General features: G+C 36.7%; 23 protein-coding genes. 5 read left to right on the forward strand and 18 right to left on the reverse strand.

What is annotated here, in order from left to right; genetic code table 11:
- Nucleotides 1-320: 320 nt before the first annotated feature.
- On the reverse strand, nt 321-569 hold the full coding sequence (locus A361_RS30355) for a hypothetical protein (protein WP_019380899.1): 249 nt from the start codon (nt 567-569) through the stop codon (nt 321-323).
- Nucleotides 570-925: 356 nt separating this feature from the next.
- Between A361_RS30355 and lspA the strand changes: the two genes are divergently transcribed.
- Both lspA and A361_RS27875 read left to right on the forward strand, forming a co-directional pair.
- Complete coding sequence (gene lspA / locus A361_RS27870; RefSeq protein WP_236888106.1) at nt 926-1,387, forward strand: signal peptidase II; 462 nt, start codon at nt 926-928, stop codon at nt 1,385-1,387.
- A gap of 128 nt (nt 1,388-1,515) precedes the next feature.
- Nucleotides 1,516-2,397 carry a C39 family peptidase gene (locus A361_RS27875; protein WP_019380897.1) on the forward strand — a complete coding sequence of 294 codons (882 nt, stop codon included), beginning with the start codon at nt 1,516-1,518 and terminating at the stop codon, nt 2,395-2,397.
- A gap of 435 nt (nt 2,398-2,832) precedes the next feature.
- Here the strand turns inward: A361_RS27875 and A361_RS27880 are convergent, their stop codons facing one another.
- The 7 genes from A361_RS27880 to A361_RS27910 all read right to left on the reverse strand — a co-directional run bounded on the left by A361_RS27880 (nt 2,833) and on the right by A361_RS27910 (nt 11,294).
- Complete coding sequence (locus tag A361_RS27880; RefSeq protein WP_019380896.1) at nt 2,833-4,092, reverse strand: cytochrome P450; 1,260 nt, start codon at nt 4,090-4,092, stop codon at nt 2,833-2,835.
- A 255-nt stretch (nt 4,093-4,347) separates the two neighbouring features.
- Nucleotides 4,348-4,578 (reverse strand): hypothetical protein, encoded by a 231-nt coding sequence (locus A361_RS27885; protein WP_019380895.1) that lies wholly within the window; start codon nt 4,576-4,578, stop codon nt 4,348-4,350.
- A 139-nt stretch (nt 4,579-4,717) separates the two neighbouring features.
- Nucleotides 4,718-4,921, reverse strand: coding sequence for a hypothetical protein (locus tag A361_RS27890; protein ID WP_019380894.1), 204 nt, complete (start codon nt 4,919-4,921; stop codon nt 4,718-4,720).
- A gap of 272 nt (nt 4,922-5,193) precedes the next feature.
- A complete protein-coding gene (locus A361_RS27895) occupies nt 5,194-8,139 on the reverse strand; it encodes a Tn3 family transposase (RefSeq protein WP_019380893.1) in 2,946 nt (981 codons plus the stop codon).
- A 221-nt stretch (nt 8,140-8,360) separates the two neighbouring features.
- The gene (locus tag A361_RS27900; protein WP_019380892.1) at nt 8,361-9,008 is read right to left on the reverse strand and encodes a YdhK family protein; all 648 of its coding nucleotides are present in this window, start codon (nt 9,006-9,008) and stop codon (nt 8,361-8,363) included.
- A gap of 233 nt (nt 9,009-9,241) precedes the next feature.
- Entirely contained in the window at nt 9,242-10,603 is a 1,362-nt protein-coding gene (locus A361_RS27905) for a sensor histidine kinase (protein WP_019380891.1), read from the reverse strand.
- Nucleotides 10,581-11,294, reverse strand: coding sequence for a response regulator (locus A361_RS27910; protein ID WP_019380890.1), 714 nt, complete (start codon nt 11,292-11,294; stop codon nt 10,581-10,583). Before A361_RS27910 ends, A361_RS27905 begins: the two co-directional genes overlap by 23 nt.
- A 134-nt stretch (nt 11,295-11,428) precedes the next feature.
- Here A361_RS27910 and A361_RS27915 point away from each other — a divergent pair, with 134 nt between their 5' ends.
- Nucleotides 11,429-11,665, forward strand: coding sequence for a hypothetical protein (locus tag A361_RS27915; RefSeq protein ID WP_019380889.1), 237 nt, complete (start codon nt 11,429-11,431; stop codon nt 11,663-11,665).
- A gap of 15 nt (nt 11,666-11,680) precedes the next feature.
- Nucleotides 11,681-11,812: a hypothetical protein gene (locus A361_RS31330; RefSeq protein WP_019380888.1), complete on the forward strand. Its 132-nt coding sequence runs from the start codon at nt 11,681-11,683 to the stop codon at nt 11,810-11,812.
- Nucleotides 11,813-12,195: 383 nt separating this feature from the next.
- Here the strand turns inward: A361_RS31330 and A361_RS27920 are convergent, their stop codons facing one another.
- Nucleotides 12,196-12,438: a hypothetical protein gene (locus tag A361_RS27920; RefSeq protein WP_019380886.1), complete on the reverse strand. Its 243-nt coding sequence runs from the start codon at nt 12,436-12,438 to the stop codon at nt 12,196-12,198.
- 772 nt (nt 12,439-13,210) lie between these two features.
- Here A361_RS27920 and A361_RS27925 point away from each other — a divergent pair.
- Nucleotides 13,211-13,516 carry a hypothetical protein gene (locus tag A361_RS27925; RefSeq protein ID WP_162272029.1) on the forward strand — a complete coding sequence of 102 codons (306 nt, stop codon included), beginning with the start codon at nt 13,211-13,213 and terminating at the stop codon, nt 13,514-13,516.
- Nucleotides 13,517-13,622: 106 nt separating this feature from the next.
- On the opposite strand, the gene A361_RS27930 is transcribed toward A361_RS27925, so the two are convergent.
- The 9 genes from A361_RS27930 to A361_RS27970 all read right to left on the reverse strand — a co-directional run bounded on the left by A361_RS27930 (nt 13,623) and on the right by A361_RS27970 (nt 23,206).
- Nucleotides 13,623-16,052 (reverse strand): heavy metal translocating P-type ATPase, encoded by a 2,430-nt coding sequence (locus tag A361_RS27930; RefSeq protein ID WP_019380883.1) that lies wholly within the window; start codon nt 16,050-16,052, stop codon nt 13,623-13,625.
- A gap of 134 nt (nt 16,053-16,186) precedes the next feature.
- Complete coding sequence (copZ, locus tag A361_RS27935) at nt 16,187-16,393, reverse strand: copper chaperone CopZ (protein ID WP_026041633.1); 207 nt, start codon at nt 16,391-16,393, stop codon at nt 16,187-16,189.
- A gap of 15 nt (nt 16,394-16,408) precedes the next feature.
- Nucleotides 16,409-16,753 carry a metal-sensitive transcriptional regulator gene (locus A361_RS27940; RefSeq protein WP_372675482.1) on the reverse strand — a complete coding sequence of 115 codons (345 nt, stop codon included), beginning with the start codon at nt 16,751-16,753 and terminating at the stop codon, nt 16,409-16,411.
- A gap of 130 nt (nt 16,754-16,883) precedes the next feature.
- On the reverse strand, nt 16,884-17,513 hold the full coding sequence (locus A361_RS27945) for a nitrite and sulphite reductase 4Fe-4S domain protein (RefSeq protein ID WP_019380880.1): 630 nt from the start codon (nt 17,511-17,513) through the stop codon (nt 16,884-16,886).
- A 14-nt stretch (nt 17,514-17,527) separates the two neighbouring features.
- Entirely contained in the window at nt 17,528-18,532 is a 1,005-nt protein-coding gene (locus tag A361_RS27950; RefSeq protein ID WP_019380879.1) for an ABC transporter ATP-binding protein, read from the reverse strand.
- The gene (locus A361_RS27955) at nt 18,525-19,496 is read right to left on the reverse strand and encodes an ABC transporter ATP-binding protein (RefSeq protein ID WP_019380878.1); all 972 of its coding nucleotides are present in this window, start codon (nt 19,494-19,496) and stop codon (nt 18,525-18,527) included. The genes A361_RS27950 and A361_RS27955 overlap by 8 nt, the downstream gene beginning before the upstream one ends.
- A gap of 3 nt (nt 19,497-19,499) precedes the next feature.
- Nucleotides 19,500-20,357: an ABC transporter permease gene (locus tag A361_RS27960; RefSeq protein WP_019380877.1), complete on the reverse strand. Its 858-nt coding sequence runs from the start codon at nt 20,355-20,357 to the stop codon at nt 19,500-19,502.
- Nucleotides 20,350-21,327, reverse strand: coding sequence for an ABC transporter permease (locus A361_RS27965; protein ID WP_019380876.1), 978 nt, complete (start codon nt 21,325-21,327; stop codon nt 20,350-20,352). The genes A361_RS27960 and A361_RS27965 overlap by 8 nt, the downstream gene beginning before the upstream one ends.
- An 82-nt stretch (nt 21,328-21,409) precedes the next feature.
- The gene (locus A361_RS27970; RefSeq protein ID WP_019380875.1) at nt 21,410-23,206 is read right to left on the reverse strand and encodes an ABC transporter substrate-binding protein; all 1,797 of its coding nucleotides are present in this window, start codon (nt 23,204-23,206) and stop codon (nt 21,410-21,412) included.
- Nucleotides 23,207-23,238 lie beyond the last annotated feature (32 nt).

Below are 23,238 nucleotides of genomic sequence, written 5' to 3' on the forward strand. Positions count from 1 at the left end.
TCACCTCAGATCAATCAAATATTCATTTGAATATTATTATATGTGAACAAAAACAAATAGTCAAATATACGTTTGAATATAATTCCCATAAAAAGCAGGTTTTCTTTAGTTTGCAGTAATTAATTATTCTTATAACTAAATTTAATTTCCTTTCTATGTTGGATACACTAGGAATAGTGTAAGGGTGCCAGTTTTAAAACTTGAAGAGTTTTTCAATATAAAAAGCCCAATTTATCTCTTTATTAGGGGTACCACCAACATCTTGACATAAAACCCACGCTAAGCAAATTTCGACATAAAATAAGCCGATGATTCCTACTCTAAGGAATCATCGGCTTATTAGTAACTATTCTAGTCGTTTTATTCTCCGTATAAAATAAATCTAGATACATTACCATTTGGTTATTCATGATAATCAACATGCTGGTACTTGCCACTTTTAGGGTTCCTTTGTGGTAACTCATCAGTTTTTCTATTGAAATGGTAGTTAGCCCCTGTGTTGCAAAGTAATCTAAAAGGGCTTCTCTAACATTTTCCCAAACTTGATCTCTTGGATTACCCTCGTCCACTTTTATACGTACTGTTAATTGTTCCGGTGCCGTTTGAATCAGTTGGAAACGTCAACTCCTGTAATTTCCTCGACAATGGTTTTCAGAGCCAAGGGCAGGATATTGACGACTTGTCCGTTCGGAGCAGAGAATTTTAAAATGTCATCGGTTCGCCCTTCAACTTGTACGACTGGGAATGGTTTTCCGCATTTGCATGGTTCCGGAGACACCGTGTCTTATATTTCATAGATTAAGTGAAGGGTTGACATTTTCCATTAATAATTATAATCTAGAAACGCAACTTACTCAAATGTTTATTTGAATGAAAGGTAAATAATGATGCTCACAAATAATAACAGAAACTCTATAATTTTGAGGTGACAATTTTGTATTGGATTGCTCTTATAACATTAACAATTGACCAACTTGCTAAATATATGACCAGGAACTTTATGGAATATGGTCAAACCATTCCTATAATTAATAATTTTTTCCATCTAACCTCCCATCGTAATGCAGGAGCTGCATGGGGAATTTTTTCGGGACAAAAATTCTTTCTAATCAGTATTGCTTTTATTGCAATAATCGGAATTATCTTCTATTCCCGGAAGGTTACAGATAAACTAACACGTATAGCTCTTGGTTTGTTTATTGGAGGTGCGGCTGGAAACGTAACAGATCGATTAATTTTCGGAGAAGTCACGGATATGTTTGATATACAATTTATAAATTACCCCATTTTCAACACAGCAGATGTCTTTCTAGTTAGTGGAGCTTTCTTGCTGCTAATTAGTACATATAAAGAATCAAAAGCATCCAAAATCAATCCTATTAAATGAGAATGGAACAATAAGTGTATTTTATTTAAGAGATACTCTAAACCATTAAAAAAGTGTTTCTTCAGTCCCCTAATGAACAAAAATTGATGCTTTTACACATCTACTTAAAATCCATCAGGAGAATTGATATGTTTATTTTTTTAGCAGGGGTCTCACTCACTCTTTTTCTTCTTATATCAAAATTAGGAGCATCTAAACTTATTGCTTCAACTTATAAAAAAGCAGCTTTTGTTTATTCTGTTTTATTTTTGATTCTATTTTTTATAAGTAGTTATGGCTATTTAAATGAAGAAGGATTTTCCCCTTTTTCCTATTTAGATGAAAATCACATGACATTAAAGCCTGTCAACGTTACATTACATTCAGAAAAACATAATAATCTATCATTAAAAAAGCTAGAATTTAAGAAAAGTGTCCTTTTAAGTGCACCAATTATCTCTCAGCTTCCAGAATTACCAAGAGGATGTGAAGTTACATCGCTGGCAATGCTGCTCCAATCCGCGGGTGTTGCAGTGGATAAAATGCATTTGGCAAAGGTAGTCAAAAAAGATTCTACTCGTTATCGAAAAGAGGGAGATAAAGAGTATTTTGGGAACCCTAATAGTGGTTTTGTTGGAAACATGTACATATTAACTGAACCTGGCTATGGTGTGTACCACGGTCCAATACGGGAATTAGCTGAAAAATATTTACCTGAAACAATTATTGATATAACAGGAAGCGATTTAAGTACTATTAAGTATTATCTTAATCTTGGATCGCCAGTATGGGTTATTACAAATACCTTATATACTGAATTACCAGAAGATAAATTTGAAACATGGATTACTCCAACAGGCCTGATTGAAATCACTTATAAGCTGCACTCTGTATTAGTGACAGGATATGACCAAAGCTATATTTACTTTAATGATCCACTAACAAATACAAAGAATAAAAAGGCCAAAATAGCAGACTTTGAAGCTGCATGGGTGCAAATGGGTAGACAAGCAATTACTTATATCCAATAGTTAGTTGGTTAAGATAGATTCCATTATTTAAAAGGAGAAAAACATAAGTCCCTACTGTTAACCAGAGGGACTTTTGAAGCTTACTTTTTAATTTATTAAACTCAAAGGGGCACTGAATGAATATACATTTGACTTAAAAAAGGCACCTAACTCAAATAAACTACGTCCATTAAAGACATAAAGATAAGCTGATCTTCTCTTAGCGTTAGAGAAATCAGCTTTTGTTTTCCATTTATTGTCTTAACGTGGGTTTTATGTCAAAATGTTGGCGGTACCCCTATTAGAGAAAAATAGGCTTTGCGGCTGGTTCTCCATTAATTAAGGTGTCCACCTTATAAAACAGACTTCTGTGATTAAGAAATCAACTTTTGTCATTTATCTTGTTCGGCAAAAGGCGAACTTAATAAGCTAATTATCTACAAAAATTTAGTGTAATTATAACTTTCGTTTAACATTTTTTATCACTACTTTGCTATGGGGAATACTTGGCATGCTCACCATGCTGTAACTTAAATCCTGGTTAGGAATTTCATATTCCATACGCTTGGCCAGATAATCAAGACTTACTTTCATGACTTCAATGGTGACCCACTCTCCAGCACAGCGATGACCCATAAAGTAATCACCACCACCCTGCGGAATGAAGCCAAATGGGCTTCCTTCCCATTTAGCAAACCGATCAGGACTGAACATATCAGGATTTTCCCAAATTTCAGGGTCATGATTTGTGCCATAAAGATCTAGTAAAGTTAATGTGCCTTCTTCAAATTTATAGCCGTTCCAGGTGAAATCTTTTTTTACTAATGCTACGACAAACGGAAAAAACGGATAAAAACGGCGAACTTCCTGTACAAACATCTGAGCATATTTTTCATCACGGGATTCAAGTTTCTCCCTTTCTTCCGGATAATGATACAATGCAAGCACAGTGAAATTGATGAATATAGCGATCGCCACAATAGGTCTCAAGATATTGATCACTTCCACAGCAGCAGTCTCGGTATCCAAAAGATTCCCTTCTAAATCGCGATGCCAGGCAAATATATGTAAAGCTGTATCTTCTGGAGGATTTATTTCCTCATTACGCACCTTATCAACCAACTCACCAATCCAATTTTCCACTTTATTCCGTGCATTTCTCGCTAGCCAATGATTTGGACCAACGGCAGCCGGAGACTCGAACATCGCCGCCAAGTCTTTTGTAAAATCCTTAACATCGTCTTCTTCCAACGGGACACCTGCCCACTGGCAGGCTGTTTTGCATAGGATTTCTTTTACTTCTTCATAAAGAATAACTTCATCCATCTGTCCCCATTTTTTTAGTGCTGTCTTCCACTGTATTTTTGTAATGTTTGTTAATTTTTGAAGTCCTTTAGGAGACATGATGGACATAAACATTTCTTTCCGATGTTTGTGAACTAGTCCATCCAATGCCTGCACACCATTCTTCCCAAACAATGTTTGAACCGCCCGGTTCGGTGCTGCATCTTTTCTTTTGAATTTTTCAGTGTCATAAAAAACTTTCGCAGCTTCATTTCCTACCATGCAAATCGCTTTCTTTCCTAGCAATCGGGTCTCAAATATATCAGAATTAAAACTTTTACGTCTGTTCAAAATGTACATGTATCCTTCTCTCATAAGGCTTAAGCTATGATCTATGCCCTCTTCCCGAGGCATTTGATTTGTATCTGCCATATTATTCATCTCCATTTTCATTAGTGATAATTTTATTCTTTGTAACTTTTCCCTATTTACTCATAAAAAAACATGGATCACATACCACATATTGGACATTATCAAGATAAAAAAATGGCTGCCGACTTTGTCGACAGCCTGAGACCATAATCCAAATTAGGGTCTTTTTATTTTTTTGTTTATTCTGAGTGTACCCTGTTTAAAATGTAGTAAAATCAATGGGTTGTTTCGACTGGAAGATCCTTTTATACTAAATTAACAGCAATCTATATTTGACTTTTTCATCATTTTCTTACAATCTTTCATTTTCATTTTTCCATTTTTCGTCATTTCACAACAATCCATTTGACAGTTCATTTCCTCACACATTTCCATACATTCTTTTTTTGATTGACAACAATCCATCTCTTCCGATTGTGCTGCATAAACAGAACCACTAAATGCCATCACTACTAAAAATGCTAAAGAAAAAATTATTTTCTTCATCCCTTTTCCCCCCTTATGTAAAAATGATTGATGTGTCCAAGGGTATTATACTATATCGCTAATTAACACTCACTAGATTTCTAACACTTCAAACATAAGAAACGAGAGCTTAGGGTAACAAGCTCCCGTTTTAATTGAATTAGTAAGCTTTACATTGGTTGAACACCTGATCCACCACAACAACCACATTTTTTGCCACCATGACAACACGGACAACATCCACTTCCCTGACAATGATGACATCCTCTCCCACTACAACAACAGCACATACCAGCACCACCACAATAACGACAGCATCCTGCTCCTTGGCAGCAATGACATTTATGCATACATACACCTCCATAAAATTACCACGCACAGTATATATATTTACTTGGTGTCAAGTTTAAGCATGCCATCTAAATTAATAATTTAGTTATAATAAATACTCTATTCATTTCTAGTTATCACCCCCATAATCGCTAAGGGGGTTCAAATTGTCACAATTTATGGTCATTTAACATCTGATTTTTGATTTTTGGTGATGTTTTTCATAGTGACCCCTTATTCTTTAAATCGTTTCAGGACCCCATGACGGTAAGTTTCTCTTTAAAAAGAAATGATATATCGTAATTCTTAGGAAGATCTTTCAATTGGCAGACGTTCTTGCATGTTTAGCTTAAATGTCCCATACGGGTTTACATGGGCATAGATTAATGGTGTTAAGGCTCTAAAATCCTCAGGAGTTAACTTTTGGAGAAGAGATTTATTTTGTTCCAAAAGTACCTCTTGAATCATCAGTGTATTAATTAACACTAAACAGTTTTGAAGAAGATGGAGAGCAAGTACAGCGACTTCTTGATCTTCCATTCGGTTTGTTTGAATTTCTCCCCCTTTTCCGTAAAAAATAAAGCTATTGGCAGAGTTCCAGTTTTCAACGACATTTAACCCTTCATGGATTTCTCTTCGGACTTCTTCTGATGATAAATACTCACAAAGGAAGATCGTTTTTAACACTTTTCCTAATTCGCTGAGTGCCCGATACGTTGGATGCCCACTATTACGAGTGAAACGCTTGAGAATCGCCTCTGTTTCAGCTGTACCCAATCGTAAAGCAGTTGCATATTTAATCATTTGATCATACTGTTGTTCAATTAAACTCCAATTAATCGCTCTTGTTAAAACAGGCTGTAAGATTGGATATGAGTCTTGCATGCCTACATCTGGACGATACAGTTTTTGAGCATGAATGGCTTTAAATCTCGGCATTAGTTGGAATCCAAGCAAATGACAAAAAGCGAAGGCAACTTCACTTTGACCGTGTGTATCCACGTAGTTTTTTTCTACTTCCATATTTGTGCAATGACGAAGTAACCCTTCGATCATAGAAGCTACTTCGGATGAAGAACAGGATTTTAGTTGCGAATAAATACATGTAGAGTTCTTTTCCACGTGCCAATAAATCATTACTCCACGTCCCCTATATCGAATATGCCATTCAGTCAACAAGTTCTGATCCCAAGCTCCAAACTTTTTACTATCAGACGCACATGCAGTTGTTCCTTCACCCCATACTTCTGTTACACGAGCATCTAGAATGGCATTGGTTACCTTTGAAATGGCTTGCCGTAGGTTCTCTTTATGGATGAATTTCCGCCGTACATAGAGTAAGTCCTTGTAACTTTCCCCATGTTCACCAGCCGCAATTCGCTTTAATCCTGTGTTTGTTCCCAATCCATATAAGCAAAGAATAAGTCTTCGTTGCAGTGTTTCCTTATCAATGATCTCACGATTACCTAGCGTTTGGAACACATGTGTCAGATGTACACGTAAATCGGCCTCTTTTAAAATATCCAAAAGATTGGTCATGGGCCAACGCTTCATGACCTCTGCCTTTACGAGATTTAGGTTAACCGGTTCAGCCTGTGCCTGTAAAGGTGACACAGAAATCCAGCCATTTCCCTTACTCAATATACGTACCTTGGAGTTATTTTTAACACTTCTATTTAATTTCTCAAGAGCCGTATTCATACTCTGTTTCAGTTCGTGAATAAGTGTTTGTACTTCAAGGGGCTTACAAAGCGCTTTATAATGTTTTTCTCTATTTTGTTCAAAATCTTTTGGTAAATCTTCCTCTGGGTTTCTATACCGATCAGCTCCGACCACCCATACTTCTTTACAACGTAATCGATCTCGCAGAGCTTGGAGTACACAGATTTCATAATTCATTCGGTTTACACTGTTTGTTTCTTTATCAATGACCGTATCAATCCAACCTGGCTTAACGATTCCTTCAATTGGGATATAATCTGTTTCATTATATGTATACTGATTGGTAAGCTTATATTGTGTAAGTAAATCAATTGCATCTATCACAGGTCGATGCACATCATTATTGGATTGAAATTCTAGAATATCAAGTAAAGCTGGAACCATTCTTCTGTAATAAGTACCGTAGGAGGATCTCATAACAGTATGTACTTTTTGTTTATAGGAGGGACCTGTATGTTTCATTTCCTTCACAATATCTTTTAATTTATCTTCGCCTACGACAGGAAATAAAACATCTCGCACAATACCGTCTGGTTGTTCCACTGCCTTTTCAGCCATGCGGAACAATACGTTTGTCTTTCCACTTACTTTACGAAAATCCCGTAAAAATTCTTTTTCTACTTTTCGTTCCGCCCGAGCACCGATTCGATGAACAATTTGGATAATGAGCTCAACTAAGTTATCCGTAATTTCTCTACCTCTACACCAAAAGAAAGCTGCCAATAAAGTATAACGGATCGGATCAGGATGCCTGCGCAACTCTCTAATATCTTCAGAAACAGCTCGCTGTCTGTACGTTCGGATCATCTTGGGTGAAACACCGTAGAATAAATTTGGTGGAAGCTGTATATCTCGTACTGTTCGTAGTTTTTCTATCTCTTGAAATAAACTGTCTAACCCGATTCTTCCCGGATCAGATACAAGCTCTCGGAAACTGAGAATGGTTTGATCTTTTTCTATCTGTTCTGTATGGGACCAAGTACGTATAAACGTATCTAACTTAGATTGGGAGTGATCAGAAAGTTTAGAGTAAATGGATTGAGAAATCCGGTCCTCATACTGATAAATGGCTGACTTGATGTTTCGCTCTAAATGGTCATGAGCTGGGGGAACAATTTGTTGTTTTCTTAGGTGATGTAGTACATGTTTTCTTACTCTGTCTATTTGTAGTTCCTGCGGTAAGATGTTAGCCTGAAGCCAGGATTTTACTTCTTCCATATCAGTAAGGGTGCTGTCCCTAAATCCCATGTAATCGCGAATTTGAGCACGATGATATTTAATTGACCTTCCGTCCCAATCGTACGCATGAAATAAATCCGCAGGTACATCTACTTGCTTGGCAATGTATTGAATAACATCTTTACTTATTTCCTGTTTTCCTTTTGGAAAACGTCCCTGATATTGAAAGAACTTTATTAGAACGGCAAACCCCAGTCGTGTTCCTCCATATCTGTTTCCGAGTAAACGCATTTCTTCTGGAATAACGGTAAAATGTTCAATAAGTTCTTCTAAGTCCCAATTTTGCTTCACTTTGTTTTTCCTCCTTATCATACGTATCAGCAAATCTTATAGGAATTCAGAATATAAAAAAAGCCCCTAGAGTCAGGACTGAATCAATAAAAAGATTTACTTTGCCCCTGGTTGCACGAACGCTGGTACTGGGCCTATTTGTGATTAAGGATTTAAAAAGTCGATTCCATGGTTTGGAATCGACTTTTTATTCTTATTTATTATGTTAAAGTTTTATTAATTTATTCAGCTGGAGATAGCTCGCTTTCTGTTACCCATTTGTGATTTTTCACTTCTTCACCACCGGTTGTTGTAGTAAAATCAACCATATATACAGTAGTTTGTTCAGCGGAGTCAATTACAGCTGTTGCTCCGTCCATACCTTCCATATGTTCCGCATTTACAGTAACTTCTGTTCCAGGTTCAAGCGGTTCTTCTTCGACTCCTTCTAACTCTTCATGGATCACCCATTTATGATCTTCCACTCTCTCTCCGCCAGTCGTCGGGGTATAAGATATTGTATAAACCGTAGTATCATATGCTCCAACTATTGTTGCTTCAGCGCCTTTCATTCCTGACATGTGATCTGACTCAATAATGGCTTTACTTCCAACTTCATAAGTTGGTGAAGCTGCTTCTTCTAAACCTTCAGGAACTTCGCCCGAGCTGGACATATCCATATTATCATGATCCATGCCTTCTGTATCTTCATCCATATTATCATGATCCATGCCTTCCATATCTTCATTGTCTTTGCTCTCTTCTGTATTCTCGGTGCCTTCATTGTTTTCTGCGTTTTCATCATTTGCATTTGTACAGGCTCCCAAAAGTAATAAAAGAGAAGCAAGCAATGCAAATAAAATTGATTTTCTAAAATCTTTTTTCAACATATACAAAATCCTCCTTTAGCAATTTCCGATATTATAACTGTAAAATGTGCAGAAAATATGGTGTAAGCTTATGTAAGATAAAAACATTGGCTTTTAATCTTTTCCCCATTCGATAAATATTTATTCCTCTTGAGTTTTTTTGATCCGATTGAGGACTTACAAAAGTAAATAGCAGCTAGCGAAATCCCCGACCAAAAGTTGTGAATTCAAAATTGAAAAGGTTTTGGTGCCTATTAATTTCTGGGGAACAAAATCGTTATGATAGTGCCATTATTTAATTCACTTGTAACCTGTATGCCTCCACCATGTGCATTTACTAATGCTTTTACTATGGAGAGGCCAATACCAATCCCTCCGGTTTTTCGGGTTCTAGATTTATCTCCTCTGTAAAATCGTTCAAAAAGATGGGGAAGATCCTTTTCGTCTATCCCAACTCCTTCATCGGCTACAACGAAACCTATATTGTCATTCTTTTCAAGAACTGAGATAACCACCCTTTTATTTGGTGAAGTATATTGAAGAGCATTATTAAGAATGTTAGTTAATATTTGAATAACTCGGTCTTGATCAGCACGAAACCATAATTCTTTTCCAGAATTAAGGATTTGGAGTTTTACTCCTTTCTCATTAAATATTGAATCAAATTGATTTTTTAAGAAACATGCCATCTTATTTGCTTCTATATTACTCACATTTAACTTAATCTGTGGATTCTCAGCAGCAAGAAGTTTTTCTAGTTCATTTACAAGACGTACTAAGCGCATTAACTCATTATGGCTTTGTTGCAGCCTTTCCGGAGTAGGATCCCAAATTCCATCTTGAAAAGCCTCTATTTGACTTCTCAATGATGCAAGAGGTGTGCGAAGTTCATGTGCGAGGTCTGCGGTAAACTGCTTTCTAAGATTTTCTTCATTAGAAAGTGAACTTGCTAAATTATTAAAAGACCATCCAAGAGCTTTCATTTCCTCAGTCAATTCCTCAACGTTCAAGCGGGTGTTCCATTTATGTTTTTGGAGCTCCTGTACAGCAACCGAAAGTTTATTGAATCCAGCTGAAAGCCATTTTGAAAATAAAATACTAAAGAAAACTGATAGTATAACTGTAAAAAAAGCTGCAGCATAAACATATCTTTTAATAGCTTGAAAAAATGAAAAATCCTCAGCGACTAGTTCCTCTTGATAATACACTTGTAGGCTGCCAATAATACTATTATCTACAGAAAGATTATAAGTATCTGAATTATAGTTCGCCTCTGAATCTTGTCTGTGACCCATATTCTCCATCATCTTTCTCATTGAGCTAGTCTCAATGAGGATTTTTCCATTTGAATTATATATTTCATAATATAGATTTTCCGTCATAGCTTGATCATGCAGAATACTTACAACTTGGTCACTCTGTAGTGAGCCAGTCTGTTTATACTCATTGAGTATTTCTTCTTTAATCAGATTTATATTTTTCTCTCTTCCTTCTAATAAATAATCATTAAAGCGACCTTCAAAACCCCATAATATCGAAAGGCTAGTTAATAAAATGCCTGATAAGGATACTATTAAGAAATAAAAAAATATTCTAGTGCGCATGGTTTTCCGCATGGGGCCTTCCTCCAAACTTATAACCCATTCCAAAGACGGTCAGTATATAATCAGGCTGCCGTGAATCTCTTTCAATCTTTTTTCGAAGGTTTTTAATATGAGTGTCTATGCTCCGTTCATATCCTTCATAATAAGTTCCGTCCCCCTGACACTTTTCAAGTAACTCCATCCGACTATAAACCCTGCCTGGGTAACTGGCCAGTGTAAATAGGAGTCTATATTCAATTGGTGTGAGGGTAATAATCTTGCCTTTCAATTTTACTTCTTTTTTTATTGAGTCAATAATCATTTCTTTTTCATTAAATATAAGCTTGTGAGCTGATATCCTTTTATTCACTCTCCTTAAAATTGCTTGAGCTCTCACTACTACTTCTCTTGGACTAAAGGGTTTTTTTACATAATCATCCGCTCCAAGATTAATTCCATTTAACAAATCCTCTTCGTCTGATTTTGCAGTCAGCATGATTATTGGTACATCACTTTCTTTCCTTATTAAACGACATATTTCTTCTCCAGAAATATCAGGAAGCATTAGGTCTAGAATAATAATATCAATGTCGTCGGCTTTTGCTTTTTTTAAGGCATCTATCCCATTAGAAGCCAACAGAATATCCCAGCCCTCTTTTTCAAAATAGGCTTTTAATACCTCAAGAATCATATCTTCATCATCTACAAGAAGAATTTTAGTCACCCGTAACCACTCCTTGTATACATTTTATCATCCTCGATTATTAGAATTGCAATCTTCATATGTTCCACATAAGTTCTCCATAAGATTTACATTTCCATAAGGTATTCTAAAAACAAGAAAGGAGATGAATATACATGAGAAAATTTGTGATTGGTATCTTAGGTGCAGGGTTTATTTTAGGAGCAGGAACATATGCATTTGCAGAGGAGAATGGAAACGGAGGTTTAAACTTCGGGCAAATGAAGCCCATGATTGAAGAAATGCATCCCGACCTCTCAACAAAGGAGCAAAAAGATATGTTTGAATCATGCCATGGTAAGGATGGTATGATGCAGCAAAGTGGTGCTGAAAGTATGATGAATAACTTTTAAGGGAGTTGATCCCGAATGATGGGCGGATATGGAATTGGCATGATGGCTTATGGTATTATAGGTTGGCTGCTTAATCTTACCATGATTGGAATCGTAGTATTTTTCACTGTGAAAATGGCAATAAAAAAATCAAAAGTCAATCATTAAACATGGATAAACAACAGCTAATTTAACAACATTATTAGCACATAAAAACGCTTGGAAATAATAATCCCAAGCGTTTTTGATTTGCTCCCTTTCTTGAAAAAAGCTGTTGGTAATCTTGGTTTCATTTTTTATTATCAAATTTTCTTCCTTTTAACTTTTGAAAGGTATTTCGAAATGGCTCCAATTCAACTAGTAAAATACCGCCTTTTTCTTTTACTAAGAAATCTTTGCACCAAAAGGATGTCTTTTTAGAATAAACTCAAATTAATATTTGTTAAAAATGTTACTTCGTTATAAGAGAATAACATAGAAGTTAAAAGACACAAGTGTAAGACTATTTCATTAAGCCAAGGAGTCACCTACTCCTTTGTAGATGGCATTTGTCAGCCGCCATCTATGCAAGTAGAAACAGAGCTTCCTACAGCTGCATTTAGTTCGTGGAGAAGCGGAATTAGTTGTTCTTCATCAATCAATGTTGCTAAGACCTGCTTTGTAAACGGAATTTTATGCCTTTTAAAAATTTCTGCTGTATTGGACCAAACTTCAACTATTGCTGCTGGTGACATATTTGATTGAATAACCACTTTGGCATCTTTCCTTTCTTTATATAAACGGATATTTTTCAATTAACTTCTTCTGTTTATCTAACAATCACTAAGTATGATTTGTGTAAGATTTGTTCTAAAATACATATATATAAAATACTAACTTGATTATTGAGATTTCACTATGACTAATTTCCAGATTAAGAATTGAGACATTAATAACTTCCCATGAAATATAGATCACTTATGGGATATAATGTGTTTTAACTTGGTTTCTTTGAAACTTATCCTTACTTTATCATGACCAACAAAATCACTGCAGCAAACACTATCGCAATTAAAGGTAAAACTTTCTTTAGCTGTACTTTTTCAATATGTTCTATAATAATTATGACGAAAATGATCAAAATTTGAAAAATCCAAGATAAAAAAACCATTTAGTTATCTCCAATCTTATGAGTTATGAAGGTTTATTAAAGATAATGGCACGAGGGTTTTCAGGATATCTAACTCTGAAGCAAGAGTTGATTTCATTTTCTTGGATTGTTGACCATTTATAATAAAAGAGTTTAAAATTATAAAAAGTGTTTTAGATACATCTCACTTTTACCATATAAGTATGCATAATTTATGCATACACAGTAGAAATTGACCATGCATATAAATGTTAAAAAAAAGAAAAATGTGGAGGTCAATACTGATATACAACACAAACCGAAAAATTAAGAAAAACTCTCCTCTCACAGTCTTTAATAAAATGAGGTGAAAGAAATTGTGCTTTACTCATGATGTCATTGAACGACAAGCCCTTAAAATATGTGAAGAGATGAAGATGTATTCCATTTACAGCCTTGTGGGTGTTGCTACCACTGGTGATCAAGTGAAGATTCAAGAAAATACATCCATTGAAAGTAACTTTAAATTACTACCTGGTGAAGCTTTACCTTTGATCACAAATGTCATGCTACAAGATGCTTATGGAAGAGATTATTCGGTTTCACCAGATGAAGCAGGGCTTCAATTTGCTAAAGGTGAAGTTACTTATAAAGAATATAAACGTCTTCAAGCTAAAGAAAAAATACAGTTAACTACTATATTAATAGCCTCTGGTGGCACATTATTTTTATTGAGTTGGTCATTTCTTCGGTTTTTTATTTAAATGAATTACAGAGCCCTCAATATAAAAAAGAATAGGATGACTCTAATGTGAGTCATCCTATTCTTTAATTCCAATTTTATTTTGTTAGGTGTTAGTTCAGACAATATCAACGTACAGGTTTCCATTTTCGTAAAAATAATGTGTTACCAACTACTGAGACAGAGCTGAAAGCCATTGCTCCACCAGCAAGAATCGGATTTAAAAGGCCGATTGCTGCAACTGGAATCAATACAACGTTGTATGCAAATGCCCAGAAAAGATTTTGTTTGATTTTTCTCATTGTTGTTTTGGAAAGACTGATTGTATCAACAATTCCCATCAGGTCACCGCGCATTAATGTTATATCCGCTGCCTCCATTGCAACGTCTGTACCTGTTCCAATGGCAATTCCAACATGGGCAGCAGCTAGTGCTGGGGCATCATTAATCCCATCCCCAACCATTGCAACTATTTTTCCTTCCTGCTTCAATTTTTCAACTTCTGCAGATTTGTCTTCAGGAAGTACCTCAGCGAGGACCCTATCGACACCAACCTGCTTGGCAATGGCTTCGGCCGTTAATTTATTATCACCAGTGATCATAATGACTTCAATTCCCATATTTTTAAGATGTTTAATCGCTTTGGCAGATGTTTCTTTAACTGTATCCGCGACAGCGATTATGCCTGCTAGGCTGTCATCAACTGCTATTAGCATAGCGGTTTTTCCTTCCCCTTCAAGCTGTTCCATGCGGCTTAAAGCAGTGCCTATCTCTATATTATTTTTGATCATTAACTTCTTATTTCCAATCAGCACCTTCTGATCTTTGATGCTTACTTGAATTCCGTGACCAGGGATGGCAGTAAAGTTTTGTGTTTCCTGAAGCTGAATGCCACTTTCTTTAGCACCATTTACAATTGCTTCCCCAAGAGGATGCTCCGATCCTTTTTCAGCTGATGCAGCTATCTGCAGTAATTCATCTTCTTTATATTTTCCAAAAGCTATAATATCGGTGACATCTGGTTCACCTTTTGTAATCGTGCCTGTTTTATCCAAAACAACCGTAGTTACACTCTGAGATGTTTGGAGGTGTTCGGCACCTTTAATAAGAAGTCCATTTTCAGCGCCTTTTCCTGTCCCAACCATTACAGCTGTCGGAGTTGCCAATCCTAACGCACAAGGGCATGCAATAACCAGGACAGCGATCGTACTAACAAGTGCAGGTGTAAATCCTGAGATGAAATAAGTGATGGCAAAGGTTGCTAAAGCAATTAAGATTACAATTGGTACAAAAATTCCAGAAATTTTATCTGCGAGTTTTTGAATAGGGGCTTTTGAGCCCTGAGCTTCTTCGACAAGTTTAATAATTTGTGCCAGTGCCGTGTCCTTGCCAACTTTGGTAGCTTTAAATGTAAATGAACCATGTTTGTTTACCGTTGCTCCAATGACTGTGTCACCAATCCCTTTTGTAACAGGCATGCTTTCCCCAGTTAGCATGGATTCATCAACGGTAGTGTTTCCTTCAATTATTTCCCCATCAACAGGAACCTTTTCTCCAGCACGAACAAAAATCAGGTCACCTGTTTGAACCTCTTCCAGGGGTATATCAAGTTCTTCTCCATCCCTAATGACTCTTGCGGTTTTCGCTTGAAGTCCCATCAGCGTTTTAATAGCTTCCGATGTTTGTCCTTTAGCTCTTGTTTCAAGCAATTTCCCTAAAACAATCAAAGTCATGACGATAGCAGCAGCTTCGTAATATAAAAATTGACCAGTTCCCAAAATTGTAACAATCAGACTGTAAAAGTAGGCTGCTGAAGTTCCCAGTACAACCAAAACAGCCATGTTGGCACTTCCGCCTCGAACTGCATTGTATGCATCACGGTAATAATGGCCGCCTACATAGAATTGCACTGGTGTAGCAAGTAGGAATTGTACCCAAGGACTCATATGAAAGAACATTCCATTGCCATACTCCATAGCAAAATCCGATATCATTTGAACTAAAAAGAATACGGATAAAATTGCCCCTACAGTAAACTTCCTTATTTGCTTTTTATATTCTTTTTCCCTGGCATTGCGCTCATAATCTTCATCTCTCTCTCCAACTACCTTTGCATCATAGCCGACCTTTTTTATAGCGGCGATGATTTGCTCAATATTCGTGTTTCCAGGAATGAACTCGATTATTGCTTTTTCAGTAGCTAAATTGACAGTAGCACTTGTTATTCCTTCTACTTTTTTTAATCCTTTTTCTACACGGGTTGCACATGCTGCGCATGTCATTCCTATGATGTCAAGCTGGACTTTTTCCTCTTGAACACCGTAACCAGTCTTTTTTATTTTTTCAATGACATCGTTAACATTAGCTGTTTTTGAATCATACGTAACAGAAGCTTTTTCTGTAGCGAGGTTAACACTAGCTTTTTGCACACCTGGAACCTTAGCAATGTTTTTTTCAATACGGGTAGCACATGCTGCACATGTCATGCCGGTTATGCTCAATGTAACATTTTCCCCGGCAGCATCATTTTGTGTTTTGGCAATTGATTGCTCAGCCATATTTATGTTCCTCCTTTTAAAATTGATCGAGGATAAATAATTCATTATTGAAGGTCAGTGCTTAATATACCTGTCATGGGTATATTAAACTTAAAAAGAGAGGGTGCTGCGTTTAGCACACCCCATCATTTTATTTAAACTACATCATATCCTTGATCATCAATAGTTTCCTTGATTTTGTCTAAAGAAACTTGCGTGGAATTATATTCGACATCAACTTTTCCACTTTCTAGGTGAACTTTAACATTGGAAACGCCCGCCAACTCGCCGACGCTACCTTCGATCGCTTTAATACAATGACCACAGGACATACCTTCTACATTCAATGTAACTTTTTCCATCATTCATTCTCTCCTTTATTTTTTCATTAATTTCTGAACAGTAATGAGTACTTCATCTAAAACTTCTAAATCTCCTTCTTGAAGGCGGTCCACTACGCATCCTTTTAAATGCCCTTCCAAAAGAATCTTTGCAACGCTGTTTAACGCAGATTGTGTAGCTGAAATTTGTGTAATGACATCGTCACAATAAGTGTCCCTTTCAATTAAACCTTTTATACCGCGGATTTGACCTTCAATTCGGTTTAATCGAACGACAAGATTATTCTTAACTTTATCAGAATGGTGACTTTTTCTCGTACTCTCGCTTGCGCAGCAGCTTACTTCTTCGGTTGGCAATTCATTTTTTTCTAATTTGGAAATCACTTAGCTTCCCCCCTTGCAAATTTAATATATCATACCCCCGTACCCTATGTAAAGAGAAAGGTATGAAATATTTTGTTATAATTGGTAATTTTTTTATAAAGAAAAATTTAAAGGGTAGATTATTTTTTCATTTATTCATTTCCTCTAATATTGCCTCATGCCCGAGCCTGTTTACAAATTTATGGAACGTCTCTCTTTTCTTGGCCTGTTGCTGGTAAAATTCAATGATCTTTTCTACAGATGAATATAAATCTTCAGGTTCAAGATTAGTCATTAATAGGGACCCGGTTTCTGCATCTTTCCCTTTCGATTTTCCTCCAATATATAAATCATAATGATTTTTCACCTTCATTATACCTATGTCATTGATTAGTGGTTCACCGCAGCCGACAGGACAGCCAGTATAAGCTGGCTTTAATGTGAAAGGGACAGGAATTCCTGCTATACGCTCATTCAATTCTTTTGCTACAGGCATTCCTTCTTCTTCTTCCCCTTTACAAAAATTGCATGTCCGTAAGCTTTTAACAAATTTCCCCACTGGATAACATCGAAGCCCTACCTGTTCAAACTCTGATATAATTTCATCTTTCTTGTCATCAAATATATCGATGTAGAGCTGCTGAAATGTAGTCAGTTCAAGCTCATCCTGATCATCCATATATTTTGCAATTACAAGTAGTTGCTTGGCAGTTAGTTTTGCCCCAAAATGTATACCTCCGTTTACAGCTATCTTTACTTTCTTTCTTTGCGTATCCATATGTTTCCCCTTTTTTATGAAGTCTTTTCTAATAATTCAATATGACAATGGCAAGAAACTGAATGTCCTCTGTCTACATCCTCTAACTCTGGCACTTGCGTATGACAAACTGCTTCTTTATGAGGACATCTTGCAACAAAAGGGCAGCCTTTTTCTTCTTTTGTGGAATCCACTTCCCCATCCAGAATCAGTTTTTCTCTATTTTTAATAAAATGGTTTAAATCTTTTACTACAGCCACAAGTGCTTTTGTGTACGGATGGGAAGGATGCTGAATAATTTTTTTCGTAGGTCCTATTTCTACGATTTTTCCTTGGTACATGACAGCAATTCGGTCACACATATAACTCGCAGTAGATAAATCATGGGTAATAAACATCATCGTAAGGCCCATTTTCTTTCTTAAATCCAGCAGCAAGTTCAGTATTCCGGCTCTAACAGAAACATCAAGCATGGATGTTGGTTCATCTGCAGCAATAAAAGAAGGTTTTAAAATAATTGCTCTTGCAATGGCAATTCTCTGTCTTTGCCCGCCGCTTAATTGATGTGGGAAACGATGGATAAAGTCCTGGGCTGGTCGTAGCTCAATAGCTTCTATGGCCTCAATCACCTTTTGATACTTTTCTTCGTAAGTCAAACCCTTTTCATGAGCATTAATCGGTTCCATTAATATGTCAAGAATTTTCATACCGGGGTTTAACGTATCGTAAGGGTCTTGAAAAATCATCTGCATTTTTTTTCTAATTTTATTTGTCTCTGATTCTTTTAGATTACAAAGATTAACTCCTTCAAAAGTTATTTCTCCTTTGGTTTCTTTCATAAGGCGCATAACCATTCTGGCAGTTGACGTTTTGCCGCAACCGCTTTCACCAATGATTCCCAATATCTCACCTTTGTTTACTTCAAAATTGATATTGTTAACTGCATATACCTCGGTTTTTTTTCTTTTTAAAAAAGTTCCCGATTTTTTTATAAAGGTTTTTTTCAAATTGCTCACTTTTAAAAGGGTGCTTTTATCCATGGTTTCCTTCCTCCTCTAAAAAGCAGGCTGTGTAATGTCCGTTCTTGATTTCTCTAAATTCCGGAGTTTCTTGCCGGCATTTGTCAAAAGCATGGGGGCACCTGGTATGAAAACGGCAGGAATCAGGGAAATTCACCAAATTTGGTACGCTTCCCGGTATAGATACGACTTCCTTTTCCGGATTGCCTAAATCAGGCGAAGCGTTTAAAAGTGCTTGCGAGTATGGATGTCTGGCGTTTTTCAATAGGTCTTCCGTGGATGCCCATTCTACGATATTGCCTGCATACATAATGGCTATTTTATCGCATATAGCTGTTACCATCGGCAAATCATGAGAGATCAGGATGACGGATAAGTCCATTTTCTTTTGAAGGCTTTTGATTAAGGCAATTACCTGAGCTTGAGTTAAAACATCCAATCCTGTTGTGGATTCATCAGATATAACCAATTTTGGATTACAGGCCAATGCCATAGCAATGGCGACTCTCTGTTTCATTCCTCCGCTGAATTCATGCGGATAGCTCTTCCACCTCTCCCCATCAATACCGACCAACTCGAGAAGGGTCTTAGTGCGCTGAAGTGCTTCCCGTTTGCTTACATTCTCGTGCAGTAAAATGGATTCCATTATTTGATCTCCTATAGTAAATATAGGATTTAACGCGTTCATTGCACTTTGGGGAATAACAGAAATCTCTTTCCATCTCAAGGATGAAAGTACTTTTTCAGAAGCCTTTATGAGATCTTTTCCATTTAAAAGGACACGACCTGACACCACTTTTCCGGGATACTCTATTAACCTTAAAATGGATTGAGCAACTGTTGTTTTTCCACATCCGGACTCACCTATTAAACCTAGCATTTCCCCTTTATTGAGTGAAAAAGAAACATTCTCTACAGCCTTGGCTATCCCTTTATCCGTTTTAAAGTAAGTAGAAAGGTTTTCAACTGACAACACGGTGTTCATAAATTAACGCTCCTTTCTTAATCGGGGATTCAGGATCTCTTCAAGTGAGTATCCTGTAAAGGCGAACCCTATAACCAATGTTGTGATTAATAATCCTGGAGGCAGAACCCACCAAATCCACGCATCAGTTAAAAAAGCTCCTCTGGCCTGAGCATAATATAAAATGGTCCCCCAGCTCTTTGTAAATGGATCTCCTAGCCCCAAGAAGCTTAAAGATGCTTCGATTAAAATTGAATGGCTTGCGGCTAAAACAAATTGGGAGAGTGCTATTGGAATAACCCCCGGCAGAATATGTCGGGCTAAGATGACTTTAATGTTTGTTCCGATTGACTTTGCAGCCTCTACATACCCTTTTGTTTTTAAAGTTAGAACCTGAGATCTTATTACCCTTGCTGGGCTAGCCCAGGAAATTAGGCTAATAACCAGTACAATGTTCCAAAAACTAGGACCAATAAAAGCAGCCAGTAATATCATTAAAGGAAGAAAAGGAATAACAAGTACTAAGTCTACCAATCTCATTAAAAATGCATCTACTTTGCCGCCATAGTACCCTGAAACGATACCGACTAGGCAGCCAAGAAGAATGGAAATAAAAGCTGCAATGACACCAATTAATAATGAAATCCTCGTGCCATATAGAAGTTCGCTTAAGATATCTTGTCCGACATCATTCGTTCCTAGCAAAAATTGGCCATTAGGCTTCGTAAAAGGAGCTCCAACTCGATCTGTCGGGTCAAATGGAGCAAGGATTGGGGCTAAAATCGCAATTAGCAAAAAAATCACTAAAAGGATTAAGCCAAACAAGCCAATATTATTAGATGTGAGCACTTGCCAATATTTCTTCCATCTTGAATTAACCATTGCGGCTTCCCACCTTTGGATCAAGTAAAGGATAAATTAAATCTGCTAGAAAGTTAGCAATGACTACACTGAAAGTAATAATCAGGAATGTAGCTTGGATAAGCGGGTAATCTCTGCTTAATACCGATTCAAACATAAGACGGCCTACACCCGGATATGCAAAGACGGTTTCGATAACAGTCGCACCGCCCAGGGTAAATCCTAAGCTAAGCATAAATACAGTAGCCACAGGAAGTAATGCATTTCTCATGGCATGTTTATACTTGATTACCTTTTCTTTTACTCCTTTTGCTTTGGCCATCATAATATAGTCTTCTCCGAGGACGTTCAGCATTGAATACCGCATGATCATAAAAGTGCTAGTAACAGAAATTAGGATAAGGGTGGCTAATGGGAGAATCAGATGCTTACCGATATCAATAAACCGGTCCATTCCCGTATAATTTGACCAAGCGCTTTCTGCTCCAAAAACGGGCAGCCATCCTAATTGAGCGGAAAAAATAGATACAAGTATCATGCCAACCCAAAAAGATGGCATGGCACTTAAAAACATAAAGACTGTTAGAAGGTTAGCATCTGTGTTGGTGCCCCTGCGCCATGCGGAAATTGCTCCAAACATGACTCCGATAACGGTTGAGAGTACCAATCCTAGACCTGTAAGTAGCATTGTCCATGGGAGCCTCTCCATCAAAAGTTCTGAGATAGGCCGTTTTTGCTGATAGGAATATCCAAAGTCACCAGTGAAAATATTCTTTATATAAGTTCCATATTGTTCGAGGATTGAATCATTAAGGCCATACTTGTCTAAAATAGCGTCTTTTTCAGCACTGGACATAAAGCCTACATCTTCGCCTGCTAAAAAAACCAATGGATTTCCAGGCATAAGACGGGGTAATAGAAAATTTAGCGTCAACATTAGGAAAATGACAATGAAATATTGTAAAAGTTTTCCTGTAATAAATTTACCCAACACTTTCACCTCCAAATATGTAAATAATATTTTTAAAAAGAGTTCCCGTAAAAGAAATTGCTTTTACGGGAAGTTATTTCAATTAAAAATCAAAATCATCATTGCCTTTATTTTTTTTCTTTCTTCTTAATAGAATAAATCCAATGACAGCCACAAGAAGTATTAATCCAAATACGATTAATGAAGTGTTATTCCCATCATTATCTGTACTCATATTTGCTGTTTTGCTATCTGTTGAAACAGGTGTATCGCTACTAGCTTTCTCATTATCAGGCAAATCTGATTTTTCAGTCGAAACAAAGGATAGTTTGTTGATAATGCCCTTGCCCACCTGGAAGACATACTGATCATATTTTTCAGGATTAAACGCACCAACAATCTCTTGGTAATAAAGAGGTATAATAGGAGCATCCTCCGCTACAAAAGCTTGTATTTCCTTAATTAAACTTAGACGTTCATTTTCATCGTATGTCTGTTTAAGTTTTTCCCCCAATTGGTCAAACTCAGGGTTCTTGTACCCCCCAATATTGACAGACCCAATAGCTGGATCGGAATGAAATAGATCATTCATTCGATCTGGAAATAGCTGCATGGTGTTGGACCAGCTCCAGACACCAAGGTCGTAATCTCTGCCTTTGCTGACATCAAAATCAGGCCACATTAATGAGTCTACTGTAGTTGAATCCATTGCTTTTACAGCATTTTTGATTCCTACTTCATTTAATGCTTCAGATATTAATTCAGCTGTTCTGATTCTAATTGGGTTACCTGAATAAACCAAAGTCGTTAAGTCAATTTTTTTCCCTTCTTGGTCTTCTCTAAATCCATCACCGTCTTTATCAATAAAACCAGCTTCCTCTAGAATTTGTTTGGCTTTTTCCTTATCAAAAACTGGCTTTAATTCAGAATTAAAATAGGAAGAGGACGGATGAATAAATCCAGGGCTCCCTACTTCTGCGTAGCCAAGAAGCACTGTTTTTACCAAATTTTCTTTATCAATGGCAAAATCAATAGCTTGACGAAATGCGGTTTCCGTCATAGGGTATTTCTCTGCATTAATTTGAAACAGGCTTGTACTGTATCCTGGCCCCCTTACAACTTTCAAAGCAGGGTTGGAACTAAATTGTTCTACAAGTTCAGGAGATATACTTGACGAAATTACATCCAGCTCGCCTGCCTGAAGGGCATTATACATTGCAGTTGTATCTTCAATGATCGGGAATATTAATTCATTTATTGGCGGAGCACCTTTGAAATAATCTTCGTTTGATTTCATTTTGTAGTACTGGCCAGATTTGTGTTCTTCCAGTATATAAGGCCCACTTCCAAGTGCATTAGTTTCATCATCAGGAGTACTTACTTCAGACCAGATATGTTGTGGTAGAATTGGCAAATCTGCAAGAGGCTGAATCATGAAATTGGGGTCAGCCTGCGATAAATTTAATGTTATACCAGTTTCACCGCTTACCTCTATGGACTTTATTGTTTTTAATGGATTCGTAAATCTGGATTTCGGATATTTGATGAAATATTCCATTGTGAATTTAACATCATCTGCAGTAAGAGGTTTACCATCGTGCCACTTTACGTTATCATGCAGAGTCAGCTCATAGGTTAGACCATCTTTGCTAACTTTAAAATCCTTTACCAACCAAGGTTCCGGCTTATTATTTTCATCTAAATTAAACAGTGTATCGTACAATAAATTGACCAAATCTAACCCTGGATACCCTGTAACATACGTATAAGGGTTTAATCCATTCTCATCTTTTGAAATGCCGACTTTTAACGATTGCACTTTCTCTTCGGCTAGAACAAGGTTGAAACTTGATAGAAGTAACAATATTATTATTCCAACACTAAAAAATGATCTTTTCATTTTCACTCCCCCTATTTAGTAGTGATCTAGAT

This window comes from Cytobacillus oceanisediminis 2691 (assembly GCF_000294775.2).
GTDB lineage: Bacteria > Bacillota > Bacilli > Bacillales > Cytobacillaceae > Cytobacillus > Cytobacillus pseudoceanisediminis.